General features: G+C 50.5%; 12 protein-coding genes. All 12 read left to right on the plus strand.

Annotated elements, in window-relative coordinates:
• The first annotated feature begins 119 nt into the window (after positions 1-119).
• The 12 genes from A7975_RS01765 to A7975_RS01820 all read left to right on the plus strand — a co-directional run bounded on the left by A7975_RS01765 (position 120) and on the right by A7975_RS01820 (position 15,065).
• Positions 120-1,121, plus strand: a complete 1,002-nt coding sequence (locus tag A7975_RS01765) for a ketopantoate reductase family protein (RefSeq protein ID WP_065383972.1) — start codon at positions 120-122, stop codon at positions 1,119-1,121.
• A gap of 12 nt (positions 1,122-1,133) precedes the next feature.
• Positions 1,134-1,523, plus strand: a complete 390-nt coding sequence (locus A7975_RS01770; RefSeq protein ID WP_053377748.1) for a DUF3397 domain-containing protein — start codon at positions 1,134-1,136, stop codon at positions 1,521-1,523.
• Positions 1,524-1,673: 150 nt separating this feature from the next.
• Positions 1,674-3,314 (plus strand): bacillithiol biosynthesis cysteine-adding enzyme BshC, encoded by a 1,641-nt coding sequence (bshC, locus tag A7975_RS01775; protein ID WP_065383973.1) that lies wholly within the window; start codon positions 1,674-1,676, stop codon positions 3,312-3,314.
• Between the two features lie 21 nt (positions 3,315-3,335).
• Entirely contained in the window at positions 3,336-4,601 is a 1,266-nt protein-coding gene (locus A7975_RS01780; RefSeq protein ID WP_053375488.1) for an adenosylhomocysteinase, read from the plus strand.
• A 97-nt stretch (positions 4,602-4,698) separates the two neighbouring features.
• Positions 4,699-5,700: a DUF4349 domain-containing protein gene (locus tag A7975_RS01785; protein ID WP_065383974.1), complete on the plus strand. Its 1,002-nt coding sequence runs from the start codon at positions 4,699-4,701 to the stop codon at positions 5,698-5,700.
• A gap of 146 nt (positions 5,701-5,846) precedes the next feature.
• Complete coding sequence (gene mraZ / locus A7975_RS01790) at positions 5,847-6,284, plus strand: division/cell wall cluster transcriptional repressor MraZ (protein ID WP_053375490.1); 438 nt, start codon at positions 5,847-5,849, stop codon at positions 6,282-6,284.
• A 30-nt stretch (positions 6,285-6,314) separates the two neighbouring features.
• Positions 6,315-7,265: a 16S rRNA (cytosine(1402)-N(4))-methyltransferase RsmH gene (rsmH, locus tag A7975_RS01795; RefSeq protein WP_053375491.1), complete on the plus strand. Its 951-nt coding sequence runs from the start codon at positions 6,315-6,317 to the stop codon at positions 7,263-7,265.
• Positions 7,266-7,288: 23 nt separating this feature from the next.
• Entirely contained in the window at positions 7,289-7,690 is a 402-nt protein-coding gene (gene ftsL, locus A7975_RS01800) for a cell division protein FtsL (RefSeq protein ID WP_231637628.1), read from the plus strand.
• 89 nt (positions 7,691-7,779) lie between these two features.
• A complete protein-coding gene (locus tag A7975_RS01805; protein WP_255314135.1) occupies positions 7,780-10,014 on the plus strand; it encodes a penicillin-binding transpeptidase domain-containing protein in 2,235 nt (744 codons plus the stop codon).
• 134 nt (positions 10,015-10,148) lie between these two features.
• On the plus strand, positions 10,149-12,089 hold the full coding sequence (locus A7975_RS01810) for a stage V sporulation protein D (RefSeq protein WP_065383976.1): 1,941 nt from the start codon (positions 10,149-10,151) through the stop codon (positions 12,087-12,089).
• Between the two features lie 76 nt (positions 12,090-12,165).
• Positions 12,166-13,653 carry a UDP-N-acetylmuramoyl-L-alanyl-D-glutamate--2,6-diaminopimelate ligase gene (locus A7975_RS01815; RefSeq protein WP_065383977.1) on the plus strand — a complete coding sequence of 496 codons (1,488 nt, stop codon included), beginning with the start codon at positions 12,166-12,168 and terminating at the stop codon, positions 13,651-13,653.
• The gene (locus tag A7975_RS01820) at positions 13,650-15,065 is read left to right on the plus strand and encodes a UDP-N-acetylmuramoyl-tripeptide--D-alanyl-D-alanine ligase (RefSeq protein ID WP_065383978.1); all 1,416 of its coding nucleotides are present in this window, start codon (positions 13,650-13,652) and stop codon (positions 15,063-15,065) included. Before A7975_RS01815 ends, A7975_RS01820 begins: the two co-directional genes overlap by 4 nt.
• Position 15,066: the final 1 nt, after the last annotated feature.

Below are 15,066 nucleotides of genomic sequence, written 5' to 3' on the forward strand. Positions count from 1 at the left end.
CTTTTTAATGAATATAAAAAAATAAGATTTAGTCGCTTCATGATCAGTTGATTTTTTTTCGCCAGATTTGATACGATGATTGGAAAATAACGGGCAGCCGGGCTCGGGAGGAATGAAATTTGCGAATTGATGTAGTAGGCGGGGGATCGCTTGGTCTGCTCTATGGGGCGAAGCTAGCAGATGCGGGCGCTGATGTCACGATATGGACGCGCAGCGAGGAGCAAGCCTTGTTGGTTGCGGAGCAAGGAATCAGGTTGATTGAGCTTGGCGGGACTAGCGAACGGTTGATACGCGTGCGAAGCGAATGGATGGAGCGCGCGAGCGAACGGAGATGGATGAAAGACCAAAATCATAAAAAAGCGGATTATCGTTGGGTGCTGCTGACGGTCAAGCAAACGGATTTGGATGATCGGCTGTTAGAGAGACTAGCCCAGCTGACAAACAGCCCGATAAATGACGGAACGGCAATGCTGTGTTTGCAAAATGGGATCGGCCACTTGGAGCAGATCCAGAGCAAGCTTCCGAACATGCCGCTGCATGCGGCAGTGACGACGGAGGGAGCTAAACGTCTTGATTCTCGAACGGTGGAGCATACCGGCAGGGGACAGCTTTGGCTGGGCAAGTGGGGAGAAAACGGGCGTAAAGAGGATGAATCTCTCGTTTTCCCGCAAAATATGTTGGTTTCTATGCTGCAATCGGCAGGATTTGCCTCTTTTCTGTCGAATGATTTGGAGAATCGGATTTTCCATAAACTTCTTATTAATGCGGTCATCAATCCGTTAACGGCGATTTTTGATGTGGAGAATGGACAGCTTCCAGAGCATCCAATCCGTGAAAAGCTAATGCGCGAGCTGTATGCGGAATCCGAGCTTATCCTTGTAAACGCGGGTATGAGCATGCCTGAGGACGGTTGGCAGCTCATTATCGATGTTTGCAGGCAAACCAGTCGTAACATTTCCTCCATGCTAAGCGATGTTCGGGCAGGCAGGGTGACAGAAATAGATGCGATTAATGGCGGAGTTGCCAGGCTAGCTGGGAAACAAGGCCTTGAGGCACCGCTTAACAGAGCCATAACGGAACTTGTACAGGCTCTGCATCCGAAGCTGAATGGGAGGGAGTGAAAGACGTTGGAGATGATAGTGAATAGCATCAAACATGCATACGCGTATTTGGCGGTCATTCCAGTCATACCTTTCGCAATCATCTTATTTGGTTATGGGGCTTATATTCAGGATCGAAAGAAAGCATTCCGACTGGCCATGGACGTTACGACGGCATTATTAATCGGGTGCGTAGCTGTATTGTTCGATATTTTATTTGGCAGCAATTTTGGTCTCTACGGCATATTGTTATTTATGCTGCTAGGAGGCGGACTGCTCGGCAATGCGCAGTTCCGCAAGCGAGGCGCGATCGACGGCAAAAAGATTTTCCGAACGATTTGGCGGCTAAGTTTCTTCTCGATGAGCTTGCTCTACGTCGTATTCATGTGTATTTTCATTGGCAAATTGATGCTGACCGCATAATCTACATAACATCCATTAAAACGCCTCTTATAAAGAAGAGGTGTTTTTGCTTTGACGGACGGCTTCACCTTTGTGTACAATTAAAATATTCAGTTTACTACATTTTAAGTCGCATAGACGACTATCAAGCAGGAGGTTACAGGCTGCGCTATGAGAACAGAAACTTATTCATTGCCAAGCGCTCAGCCTTTGACAGAGGCTTATATACACCGCACTGATGACCGTATCGAAGCATTGTACGGCTATCACGCGGGAGCGGAGCAAGATTGGGATAGACGGTTTAAACGTTTGGAGCAAAGCAGCCATGTGAGAGCTGAGGCTGCCGAAGTTGCGCGAGCGCTTCGTGCTTACAATGAGGCGGCAGGCGCCGCGCCTGAAGTGTTCGCATCGATATCAGCGATTGCAGAAGGTGCGCCGGTTGTCGTGGGAGGTCAGCAAGCCGGCTTATGGACCGGTCCGTTGCTCGTCATACATAAGGCGGTTTCCATTATTGGAGCGGCTAAATCTGCGAGCGAGCAGCTAGGACGGACAGTCGTACCGGTTTTTTGGGTCGCTGGCGAGGACCATGACTGGGATGAAGCCAACCATGCTTATGTACTGACTGCCGAGCAGGAAATGCGGAAGCTATCAGCCGCACGGCCAGAAGGGGCGCGCACCTCAGTAAGCCGCACCACGATTTCAGAGGAAGCGTGGACGGAGCTGCTGGCTGAGCTCGAGCAAGCGCTGCCGCATTCGGAATTCAAGCCGTTGCTGCTTGAGGAATTGCGCCAGATGTCGCAGAAAGCGAAGTCGTTATCGGATTTATTCGCTATGATTTTAAGCCATCTATTTGGTAAGCAAGGCCTTGTTCTTCTGGATGCTGACCATGCTGTGATCCGCGGCTTGGAAGCGCCTATGTTTAGAAAGATCATAGAAAAGAACGACGATTTGGAGAAGGCTTATCTCGCTTCCGCATCTAAAGTCAAAGAATTCGGGTACAGCTTGCAGGCTGACGTAACGCCCGGCAGCGCGAATCTCTTTCTGTTCCACTCGGCAAACGGCGATGAAAGAACGCTTCTTCATAAGAAGGACGGTCTATTTCAAGACCGCAGAGGCCAGTTGTCGTTAACGGAAGACGAGCTGCTGCAGATTGCGGATGAGCAGCCAGAGCAGCTCAGCAATAACGTGCTGACACGGCCGCTTATGCAGGATTATTTGTTCCCAGTGCTCGCTACGGTGCTTGGTCCCGGTGAAATTGCCTATTGGGCTTTGACTGGCGAAGCATTCCGTACGCTTGATATGGAAATGCCGATCATCGTGCCTCGTATGTCCTATACGTTAATAGAAGGAACGGTAGCTAAGCATATGGACAAATACGAGCTTTCCTTCGAGGATGTCATGGAGCGCTTTGAGGAACGCAAGAGCGCATGGCTGAAAGAGCAGGACGGATTGTCCATCGAACAGCAATTCGAAGATGCAAGGCAGCAATTCGAGCAGCTATACAAACCATTGCTTGATTTGGCAACAACCGTTCAGCCTTCACTTGCTAAGCTCGGAGACACGAATATGCAAAAAATCGTCGAGCAGATCAATTACATGGGCTCGAAAACCGTTGACGCCTTCAACAAACAATTCGAAGCGTCCACTAGGCAGCTTGATCGTATCCATCACTCCATTAAGCCGCTGGGTAAGCCGCAGGAGCGGGTGCTTAATATGACCGCCTATTGGAATCGATATAGCTTGAATTGGCTAGATAAGCTGCTAGAAGCGCCGTACAGCCGCGAAGGCGGACATGAAATCGTTTATTTGTAAAATAACAGGAGGTTATACGGAATGAGTGCAATTGAAAAAAGCATCGTAGCCGATATGTCATTGGCACCGGATGGACATTTGAAGATTGACTGGGTTGCAGCGCATATGCCGGTTCTGAATACGATCCGCGAGCAGTTCGAGAAGGAACAGCCTTTCAAAGGGCTTAAGGTTACGATTGCGCTTCACTTGGAAGCAAAAACGGCATACCTGGCTAAGGTTGTCAAAGCGGGCGGGGCTGAAGTAACGATTACCGGAAGCAATCCATTGTCAACGCAGGATGATGTTTGTGCCGCACTGGTGGAGGATGGCATTACTGTATTCGCCAAATATAATCCAAGCGCTGAAGAGTTCAAGGCGCTTAACATTAAAGCTCTAGAGTGGAAGCCTGATCTTATTATTGATGATGGCGGAGACCTTGCTACGATTCTGAACTCGGAGCATCCAGAACTTGGCGAGAACCTTCGCGGCGGAGCGGAAGAAACGACGACTGGAATCATTAGGCTGAAAGCGATGGAGAAGGACGGCTCCTTGAAATTCCCGATGGTTGCGGTAAACGATGCGTATTGCAAGCATTTGTTCGATAACCGTTATGGTACGGGCCAATCGGTATGGGATGGCATTAACCGGACTACCAACCTAATGGTCGCGGGCAAAACGGTTGTCGTTGTCGGCTATGGCTGGTGCGGCAAAGGCGTTGCGATGCGGGCGAAGGGGCTTGGCGCGAATGTCGTAGTAACCGAGATCGATGCGATCAAAGCGGTTGAAGCTTACATGGACGGCTTTGCCGTTATGCCGATGATTGAAGCTGCTAAGGTCGGAGAGTTTTTTGTGACGGTTACCGGCAACCGTGACGTTATCCGCGGCGAGCACTACGAGGTTATGAAAGACGGAGCGATTATCTCAAACGCAGGGCATTTTGACGTTGAGGCGAACAAGCCAGAGCTTGCTGCATTATCGGCTAGCGTGCGTACGGTCCGTCGCAACATCGAAGAATATAAGCTGCAGGATGGCCGCAGCATCTATTTGTTAGCAGAAGGACGTCTTGTTAATTTGGCTGCCGGCGACGGACATCCAGCGGAAATTATGGATATGACATTCGCGCTTCAAGCCGTTGCTCTAAAATATGTGAACGAGCAATACAAAGCGATCGGAAGCAAGGTCGTTAACGTGCCTTATGAGCTTGATGAGCAGGTAGCGCGCCTCAAGCTGCAATCGCTTGGCTTTGGCATCGATAAGCTCACTGATGAGCAGGCCGCTTACTTGGACAGCTGGAAAGAAGCAGAATAATGAATTGGGAAGCCGCGAGCAATCGCGGCTTTTTTTTGTTTTGTAACCTTTTATTCCCAAACCGCGTCTAGAAGTGAAACGGTAAGGGGGGATTATTTTGTACAAACAGACAAAAAAATATTGTACTTGGGTTATTTTTATTTTGTTGATTGGGTTGTTGGCAGGCTGTGCCTCGTCAAACTCCAATGTTGCAAGCGACAAAGCGGCAACGGAGTCAGCGCCAATGGAGGGCGCCAATGCTGAAAGCAGCAGTGAATCCATCGGGGATAAAGCTGCGACTGATACTGCCGTGACAACTGGAGGAGAAAGCGATACGGCTGCAGGCGGCGGCTTTTCTTCTGAGACTGCAGCGGGTGCAGAGGGCTTTAACCAGAAAATTATTTATACCGCTGCGTTAAGCATGCAGGTGGATGAGCTGGCAGAAGCCGCAGCTTCGCTTCGCAATGCGATTCACCAAAGCGGCGGATATATTTTGCAATTTCAAGATACAAGGCATGAAGGGGAAATCGGTTCTACTTATACTATAAAAGTTCCGGCAGCCGGATTTATGTCATTTATCGACCGGATCGAGCTTATCGAGCATAAAACATTTGAAAGAAATATCGGCGGCAAAGACGTATCGGATGAATATGTGGATCTTGAATCCAGGCTAAAGGCAAGGCAGCTAGTGGAGACAAGGCTGCTTGCGATGATGGATGGGGCTGTTAAAGCGGATGATCTATTGAAATTTTCAGCGCAGCTCTCGGAGGTACAGCTCGAAATTGAGCGCATCAAGGGACGAATTCGTTATTTGGATAATAACGTAGCCTTCTCTACTGTGGAGCTGCGCCTGTACCAAACAAACCAAGAGCTGAAAAAAGAAAATGTAGAGAAGCCGAGCTTGGGCGGCAGAATGTCAGATGCGATAACAGGCAGCACGAAGGTCGTATGGGATGCCATAAACCTATTGCTCATTGTACTGGCGGGGGCAGTACCGGTGGCAGCAGTTATTGCAGTCATTGCTATACCTGCCGTTTGGATTTACCGGAGGAAGAAGAAGGTGACCAAGACGAACAAAATGCCGAATTCAGATGAGGAAGGGCAGCCGCCAACCGTTTAAAGATTAAGAATCATTAATACTATGAAATATTTTAGAAAAATCCTGCTCTTGGAGCAGGATTTTTATTTTAGGTGGCGAACTATTGTATCTTAGTGGGGAAAAGTGGGGCAAAGTGGTGGATACGGGGGAAGGGGTGGGTCGAAGTCATGTTTATGGGTGAATATCAACATAGCATTGATGAGAAAGGCCGCATCATCATACCTTCGAAATTCCGCGAATCACTAGGAACCTCGTTCATTGCTACCCGCGGTTTAGACAATTGCTTATTCGTATATCCCATGAGTGAGTGGAGCGTTTTGGAGCAAAAATTAAAATCATTGCCGCTAATGAAATCAGATGCGCGTGCTTTTACCCGGTTTTTCTTTTCCGGTGCTACCGAATGTGAGCTTGATAAACAGGGAAGGGTAAACATACCGGGCCATCTTCGCGAATATGCGAAGCTGGACAAAGATTGCATGGTGCTAGGCGTCTCCAGCCGCGTAGAAATTTGGAGCAAACAGAACTGGGACGGCTATTATGAGCAGTCGGAGCAAACTTTCAACGAAATCGCTGAGAAGCTCGTCGATTTTGATTTCAACTTCTAGAATGGACAACAAGAATGGGAGGGCTGAGGCGTGTTTCAGCATATTACAGTACTTTTGGAAGAAGCGGTTGACGGTCTAGCTATTAAGCCGGACGGCATCTACGTCGATTGTACGCTTGGAGGGGCCGGGCATAGTGAGCTTATCGCGTCCCGATTAGGCGAAGGAGGGCGGTTAATCGCATTCGATCAGGATGACTGGGCGCTGGAAAATGCTCGCGTTAGGCTTGCTCCATATATGGATAAAGTAACGCTGGTAAGAAGCAATTTCCGTGATTTAGAACAGGAGCTAAGAGGATGCGGCGTTCCTATGCAGGACGGCATCCCGCAGGTGGACGGCATTTTGTTCGATCTAGGCGTATCAAGCCCGCAGCTTGACGAGGCGGAGCGCGGCTTCAGCTACAATCATGACGCCCCGCTTGACATGCGCATGGATCGGGAGGGTGACCTCACGGCTCATGAAATCGTCAATACATGGGATGAACGTGACATTTCCCGCATATTGGACCGCTACGGCGAAGAGAAGTTCGCCCGCTCCATCGCAAGAAACATTGTGAAAGCGCGAGAAAAGGCGCCAATCGAGAAAACAGGCGAGTTAGCCGAGCTAATCAAAATATCGATTCCGGCAGCAACTAGGCGTACGGGCGGACATCCGGCCAAGCGCTCCTTCCAAGCGCTACGCATCGCAGTAAATGATGAGCTAGGCGCAGAAGAAGAAGCACTGGAGCAGGCGATTCGCTGCTTAGCGCCCGGCGGCCGAGCATCCGTTATTACCTTCCATTCGTTGGAGGATCGCATCTGCAAGCAAATGTTCGCGAAGTTTGTGGAGAAATGTACTTGTCCACCCGACTTTCCGCTATGCGTTTGCGGCAACAGCGGGACGGTAAAATTAGTGAACCGCAAGCCGGTAGTGCCTTCCGAGAGAGAGCTTGAGCTTAATCCGCGCGCAAGGTCTGCAAAGCTTAGAGTAGCAGAAAAATTGTAAGAGGGGGATTTGAATTGGCGTATGTGAATGGCAATTTGGCGCTGCAACCTAAGCGGAAGCAGGATCAGCAAACCGTTATTAAAGAAACGAAACGATTGGTTAAAACTCGCAAATCCTTACCGGTTCAAGAAAAGCTGTTGTACATGTTCACCGTATTAATGTGCGTTGTAGTTGCTGGTGTCATTATTTTTCGCTACGCGCAAATCTATGATATGAACCTCGACATTAAGAAGCTGAACAGCGACTACCAAACGATGAACATTGAAATGGAAGATTTGAAGAAGCAGGTTGAAATGCTAAGCGATCCTGAACGCATCCGTAAGCTTGCCGAGTCGCAAGGAATGGTTAGCTCGCTTGAGGGCGGAATAACGGTAACGACTAACGACAAAGAGTTGAAAACGGCAATGAGTGATCAGGGTGAATGATGATGAAAAAGAGAATTAGATTGCGGACACTGTTGTTTGGAGGGGTAATGACCCTCCTTTTTCTCATTTTAATAAGCAGAATCTATTTCGTGCAGGTGGTAGAGGGCGCGAAGTACTATGATCTGGCGAAGAAGAGATGGTCAGCTGCGGAAGAGATTGTCGCCAAACGCGGCACGATTGCCGATCGAGCGGGAAATGTGCTGGCGATGGACACGATCGCCTATAATGTCTCGGTTAATCCCAAATTGATTAATGAAGAGGATCTGACGGAGGATATTGTTGACGGCTTGAACGAAATACTTGGCATTTCGAAGGATGAGCTTCGGAAAAATGTAACCGCCAAAAAAGACGATGGTACATACGTGGTTAACCGGGAGGTGCGTAAAGGCGGCTGGCAGATCGACAAAACGCATGCCGATAAAATCAAAGAGTTTCGTGAGAAGTTGTCCAAAGAGAAGAAGGTGACTGATGTCGGCATTGAATTGGCGGAAAGTTTGAAACGCTATTATCCTAGAAAAACTTTAGCTTCGCAGCTAGTTGGATATTTGGACCGGGAAGGCGCAGCGATGACTGGCGTAGAAGCTTTTTTCAACGATCAGCTAAGCGGCACTAACGGCTTTATAAAGTACGAGAAAGACGGAAAGCGCGTGCAGCTCGCTGGGGGCGATGTGGAATATCAGCCTGCCAAGGACGGCCAAAATATTAACTTGACTATCGATAACGATATTCAGTTCTACGCGGAGGAAGCTCTGCTGGATATTGTGAAAAAGTATGCGCCTAAGAGCGCGACGGTTATTGCAGCAGATCCGGATACGATGGAAATATTGGCCATGGCCAATACGCCGCAATATGATCCGAATGAATTTTGGAAAAACAATTCGAACTCCTATAATCATGCGATCAAATCCTTGTACGAGCCAGGTTCAACGTTCAAAATCGTAACATTGGCAGCGGCAGTGGAAGAAGGCGTATTTAATCCGGAGGAGATGTACAAATCAGGCCAGATTAAAATTAAAGGCATTCCAAAGCCTATTCGCGATATTAAGCGCGAGGGCTGGGGGACGATCTCCTTTTTGGATGGCTTGAAATATTCCAGTAACGTTGCATTCGTCAAGCTGGGATATGAGAGATTAGGAGAGCAGAAGCTGAGAGATTATTATACGAATTTCGGCTTCGGACAAAAAACGAACATACAGCTTGGCAGTGAGCTTACCGGCTCCATTCGCTTTCAGTACGCGAGCGAGATTGCGAATGCAACGTTCGGACAAGGGGTATCCGTTACGCCGATCCAGCAAGTGGCAGCCGTTGCGGCTGTTGCGAATGGCGGCAAGCTCCTTCAACCGCAAATCGTTAAGAGCATCACGGACCCGACAACCAAAACGACAAAGACAATCGAACCGAAGGTCGTTCGTCAGGTGATCTCGGAGGAAACATCGCGCAAGGTCGGCGAATATTTGGAGCAGGTAGTATCCGATCAAGAGAAGGGTACCGGTAAAAACGCCTATATCGAAGGCTATCGGGTTGCGGGAAAAACAGGTACAGCTCAGAAGGTAATCGACAATAAATATTCCACAACAAAGTTCGTCGTTTCGTTTATCGGATACGCGCCTGTTGATGATCCTAAAATTGTCGTATATGTCGTTGTGGATGAACCCAATGACCCTACCGTCGGTGGAGGAAGGGTTGCTGCTCCGGCGTTTAAGCAAATCGTGCTGAAGAGCTTGCGCAAAATGGGCGTAGCGCCTAATTACCCTACGCAGACGGATGACGTGAAGAAGGAAGTTTCGATAACGGTTCCTAAAGTAACCGCGCTTCCTATTGCGCAGGCAAAGGCTGAATTAAAAGCAAAAGCGATGACGTTCGAACAGGTTGGAAACGGAAAGACGGTCTTGCAGCAAATTCCAGCGGAAGGCTCATCCGTTCATCCGACTCAGAAAATCTATTTGATTACCGAGCAGAAAGAGAAGCTGGCAATTCCGGATTTGAAAGGCGTGTCGCTCCGTGACGCGCTGGAAATCACCTCGCTCATAGGCATACGCCTTATTCCGGATGGGGAAGGCTTTGTTGTATCCCAGAAGGAAGAGACGTTAAATAACGTAAGGGTATTGAGCGTCAAGCTCGCTCCGCCGCTTGGCGCAGACGGGCAAAAGGATACGGCAGGGCAAGACTCGGATGCCGAAGGGAAAGCAAATGAGGACGATGCAGATACCCCTCAGGGTGATTCCGAACCGGGCGGGAAAGCATCAGATGATGCCGCCAACTCTGGCGGAACGACGAATGCAAGCAGCAACGCCAGTACCAACAACAACGCCTCTGGCGAATAAGCAATAATTAAACACGGACGAAGGCGGCTGCCTTCGTCTAAAGCTTGTTCTATCCTTCGCTTGTCCCGAATAATCTGGGAATGAGCGTCATCGAGCGCTCCTTTCGAAACAGTCAAGCGGAGGGGGAACAAGTTGTGAAGGTATCCAATGTAACGGTCAGGCGACGTTTATTTATCGTACTTATATTGGCGGGAATTTCATTTCTCGCCTTATGTATCAGACTAAGCTATGTACAGTTGTGGCAAGGCGAGGAGCTGGCAGATAAAGCGGAGAACTCATGGCGGCGCGATATTCCGTACGTTGCTAAACGCGGAGAGATTGTCGACCGCAACGGGATACAGCTCGCCTACAACGTCAGCTCTCCAACTGTCTACGCGATTCCTGTGCAGATCAAAGATCAGCAGGCGGTTGCAGCCGCGCTTGCCCCGCTGCTCGACATGTCGCAGGAGACGCTCTTCAACAAGATCAAAAGAGGGAAAATGATCGTAAAGCTTGGGCCAGGCGGCCGAAAGATTACGATAGACAAGGCGGAACAAATCCGCGCGCTGGATCTTCCTGGCATCGTTGTTGCCGAAGATAACAAACGGTTTTATCCGTATGGCAGCCTTGCTGCGCATGTGCTCGGTTTTACGGGAATCGACAATCAAGGCTTAACGGGCATTGAAGCCAAATACAATACCGAGCTTAGCGGCATCGGCGGCAGCGTATCTTTTTTGTCTGACGCAGCCGGCAGGCAAATGCCGAATTCGTCGGATACCTACGTCGAGCCGAAGGACGGGCTTACGATGCAGCTTACGATCGACAAGCAAATTCAGACCGTCATGGAGCGAGAGCTTGATCAAGCGATGACGAAGCTGCAGCCGGACGGCATTATCGCCATAGCGATGGACCCGAATAACGGAGAGATTCTCGGAATGGCAAGCCGTCCTACGTTCGAGCCGGATAAGTACCGCGAGGTGCCGACGGAGGTTTACAACCGCAACTTGCCGATTTGGATGACCTACGAGCCGGGCTCCACCTTTAAAATCATTACGCTTGCCGCTGCTCTGGAGGAGAAGAAGGTAGATTTGAAAAACGAACGCTTCTTCGATCCCGGCGCTATCGAGGTTGGCGGTGCAAGGCTCCGCTGCTGGAAGAAGGGCGGACATGGCAGCCAGACGTTTCTGGAGGTAGTTGAAAATTCATGCAACCCCGGCTTCGTAACCCTTGGCCAGCGGCTTGGCAAAGAGAAGCTGTTCGATTATATTAAGAACTTCGGCTTTGGCACAAAGACAGGCATCGATATAGGCGGCGAGGAAAACGGGATTTTGTTCAAGCTCAGCCAGGTCGGACCGGTTGAGCTAGCCACGACAGCGTTCGGCCAAGGGGTGTCGGTTACGCCGATCCAGCAAATTACAGCGGTATCTGCCGCCATTAACGGCGGAACGCTATACAAGCCTCATGTAGCGAAGTCTTGGATTAACCCAGAAACCGGCGCGACCGTAGAGACCGTCAAATCAGAGGCCGTGCGCAAGGTTATTTCGGAGGATACTTCGAAGCAAGTGCGCGAAGCGCTTGAGAGCGTAGTGGCGAAGGGAACCGGTAAAAATGCTTTCATCGACGGTTACCGCGTAGGCGGCAAGACGGGTACTGCGCAGAAGGTTATTAACGGCCGTTATTCACCGAATGAGCATATCGTTTCCTTCGTAGGATTTGCTCCGGCGGATGATCCGCAAATCGTTATTTACGTAGCGGTCGACAATCCGCAGGGAATTCAGTTCGGGGGCGTTGTCGCAGCGCCGATCGTCCGCAATATTATGGAGGACGCATTGTCGATCTTGGAAGTGCCTTCCCGCGAGAAGCAGATCGACCGGATCTATAAGTACGGCGAAACTCCGATCGTGACGGTGCCTAATCTGGTGGGCAAAACCGTGTCGGATTTGTATGAGGATCTGAACATGAATTTTAATCTAACGTCAGCAGGCTCGGGAAAAACGGTTATCAGGCAAGCTCCAGCTGCCGGAACCCGCGTTGACCGCGGTTCAACGATTCGGATCTATTTGGGCGAAGACGATAATATATCCCACTCCCATTGACTATAATGGTAGTTAACGAGGGTGCTGAGGGCGGCATATCGATGCTCCGTCAGCGCTTAAGGGAGGAGTGGGGCAGATGCGTTTAAAGGATGTTGCGGAGCTGCTTGCAACCGCGCGGCTCATGGGCGATGGGGAAACGGAATTAAGCGGCATCGAAACCGATTCACGGAGCATCAGCGAGGGTCAATTGTTTATCTGCCTAAGAGGTCACACCGTTGATGGCCATTTGTTTGCGCCTCAAGCAGCCGCGGCCGGGGCTGCTGCGCTTATTGTGGAGCGGCCGCTTAATTTGTCGCTTCCGCAAATTGTAGTTAGGGATTGCAGGCTTGCAATGGCAGTCATCGCCAATCATTTTTACGAATATCCAAGCCACACGCTCAAATTAATCGGTGTCACGGGCACGAACGGCAAGACGACAACCACGTATTTGATTGAGCAAATTTTGAATGATCAGCATAAGCCAACCGGCGTGATCGGCACGATAGAGCGTCGTTACGCAGGGCTTTCGTTTCCGATGACGAGCACGACCCCCCAGACGCTGCAGCTGCAGCGTTATCTTGGGGAAATGCGCGATGCGGGCACGAAGTATTGCGCAATGGAAGTATCGTCTCACGCGCTGGAGCAAGGCAGGGTGAAGGGCTGCCGTTTTCGGACGGCGGTGTTTACGAATCTGACGCAGGACCATCTAGATTACCATGAAACGATGGATCGATATGCGGCAGTGAAAGGCTTGTTTTTTTCGAGGCTGGGCAATGAGTATACGGCTGAGGAGAGCGAGCGTTCCTATGCTGTTCTAAACGCGGATGACGCCGCTGCCGCAGAATACGCGGAGCTGACGGCATCGGAGGTGGTGACCTACGGGATCGATAAGGAGGCGGATGTTCGCGCCTCGAATATTCGTATTACGGCGCAGGGAACTTCTTTCCATGTCCAAACCTTTCGGGGAGAGACGGACGTAACGCTTCAAATGGCGGGCAAGTTCAATGTATACAATGCGCTTGCCGCAATTAGCGCCGTGCTTCTTGAAGGGGTGGAGCTGGAGGCGATTGCACGCAGCTTAAGCGCGATTCCCGGCGTTCCCGGACGCGTTGAGGCAGTTAATGCCGGGCAAGCGTTCGCCGTGATCGTCGATTACGCACATACGCCGGATGGTCTGGAAAATGTGCTGCGGGCGATCGAGCAGTTTGCCGAGCAGCGAATTATCTGCGTATTTGGCTGCGGAGGCGACCGGGATCGGTCGAAGAGGCCGCTAATGGGAAAAATTGCCGTTAAATATGCAGACTACGCGATTATTACTTCGGATAATCCGCGCACGGAGCCGCCGGAGCTTATACTTAAGGATATTGAGGATGGTCTTATTAAAGGTAAAATCGATCCTTCCACATATGAATTACTTGCCGACCGGAAGGCGGCAATTCAAAAAGCGGTTGAAATGGCAAGCCAAGGCGATGTAGTATTGATTGCGGGGAAAGGTCATGAAACCTACCAAGATATCAACGGAGTCAAATATCCTTTTGATGATCGAAAAGTAGCGAAAGAAGCGATAAGGGGAATCATACATTGATTAAACGTACGATCAAGCAAATGGCCGAAATGAGCGGCGCAAGATGGAATGGAAGCAATAAGGAACTAATGATAACGGGTGTAACGACTGACTCGCGGCAGGCTGCTGCGGGCCAGTTGTTCATTCCGCTCGTTGGCGAGCAGTTCGACGGGCATGCCTATTTGGAGCAAGCCGTTCATAACGGAGCGGTAGCTGCGCTATGGCAGAAGGGGCGCGAGGTGCCGGAATCGATGTCCGACGTGCCTCTCCTCATCGTAGGGGATACGCTCGTTGCTTTGCAGCGGCTTGCGTCCGCCTACCGAAGCGAGTTAGTCGTGCGCGTCGTTGGGATAACGGGAAGCAACGGCAAAACAACGACAAAAGATATGACGGCTGCTATTCTCGGAACCTCTTATAAGGTTCACAAGACGGAAGGCAACCTGAACAATCATATCGGCTTGCCGCTGACCGTGCTTCAGCTTGAGGAGGACACGGAGGTAGCCGTCCTTGAGATGGGCATGAGCGGCTTCGGCGAAATCGAGCTACTTACGAAGATAGCGCAGCCGGATGCCGCGATCATTACTAACGTTGGCGACGCCCACCTGCTGCATCTGGGCTCGCGCGCTGGCATTGCCAAAGCGAAGCTGGAAATCGCTCTCGGCTTAAGCGAGGATGGCTTGCTGCTTTATAACGGCGACGAGCCGCTGCTCGAAACCGAGCTTGAGCGCTCCGTGCTGCCGGCTGGCATCGTGCGCCGCACCTTTGGCTTAGCTGCGCATAATGAATGGTCCGCTGCCGACATCGTCATTGAATCGGAAGCCGCTTCGTTTACAGCGATTTATAACGGAACGCCAAGCGGAATCGGGACCGTGCGAATTCCTGTGCCCGGTCAGCATAATGTCAGCAACGCGCTTGCCGCGATCGCAATTGGACGCTTCTTCGGCGTTCCGGCTGCAAAGATCATCGAAGGCTTAAGCCACTTGAAGCTGACAGGCATGCGTATTCAGCCCGTACGAGCTTTTAATGGCGCGATGCTTTTGAACGACGCCTATAACGCAAACCCTACAGCTGTTCGCGCGGCGATTGATCTTGTCGAGCAATTGGAAGGTTATACACGCAAATGGATCGTGCTTGGCGACATGCTGGAGCTCGGGCCGGATGAGCAGAAGATGCACTTCGATGTCGGAGCTTACATTACGCCTAGCAAAGCCGATGCGGTCCTTACGTTCGGACCGGTCGCGCAGCATATCTCGCAGGGTGTGAAGTCGCAATTTCCAAGCGCTTCTGCGAATGATGCGATTCGTCATTTTGAAGAGAAAGATGAGCTTGTACAGTGGCTGCGCAATCAGCTTTTGCCAACGGACATCGTCCTTGTAAAAGGTTCGCGCGGCATGCGGATGGAACAGATTGTCCAAGCTTTGGAAGTGGGGTGAG

Origin of the sequence: Bacillus sp. FJAT-26390 (assembly GCF_001682865.1) — a bacterium.
Lineage (GTDB): Bacteria > Bacillota > Bacilli > Paenibacillales > Paenibacillaceae > Pristimantibacillus.